The 560-nt window shown below is 55.4% G+C and carries 1 protein-coding gene; it reads right to left on the bottom strand.

Annotation, left to right across the window (positions count from 1 at the left end):
• Positions 1-309 precede the first annotated feature (309 nt).
• A partial coding sequence (locus CXQ93_RS20290; protein WP_308470649.1) for an IclR family transcriptional regulator C-terminal domain-containing protein occupies positions 310-560 on the bottom strand: 251 nt, incomplete at its 5' end.

Here is a 560-nt window from a genome sequence, read left to right on the forward strand (position 1 = left end):
AAAAACTATCAACCCCACGAGTCAACCAAAACGTGGGCAGTCCCTAGCGAAACGTCTGCAGACTCCAGTTGTCACATCTCACACGGCGACCCTATGGAACATTGCCCGGACTTTATCGCTAAACGGTATGTTCCCTGGCTTCCAGGAAACATAATTCGGTCCTTCACATATGCGTGGTTGAGGTGTTATTCCGGAGCTCCGGTCCCCTTTTCGGGCCTTTCCGGCACATCCGAGGAATCCCATGGCCGCGACTCTGCCCTTCCGGGAGTTACTGGCCAGCCACCGGGCCGAACATGAGGTTGCGACAGGCTAGAGGAGCAGTTTTTGCAGTTTTTTTGCGGCTGCGCGAACTATGTCGCTGAGTTCGACTCGCAGTCCATCCGACATCCGGTGGGCCGGCACCGAAACGTTAATTCCGTATAGGGTTCCGCTCGGACCTGTGATCGCTGCTGCGACCGAGGTGACGCCATCTTCACTTTCTTCCCTGCTGGTGGCATATCCAGCCTGGCGGATTTCATCAAGTTCGCCTTCCAGAGCATCCCGTGAAGCGATTGAATTCT

The sequence above is a fragment of the Arthrobacter sp. N199823 genome, assembly GCF_002929705.1.
Lineage (GTDB): Bacteria > Actinomycetota > Actinomycetes > Actinomycetales > Micrococcaceae > Specibacter.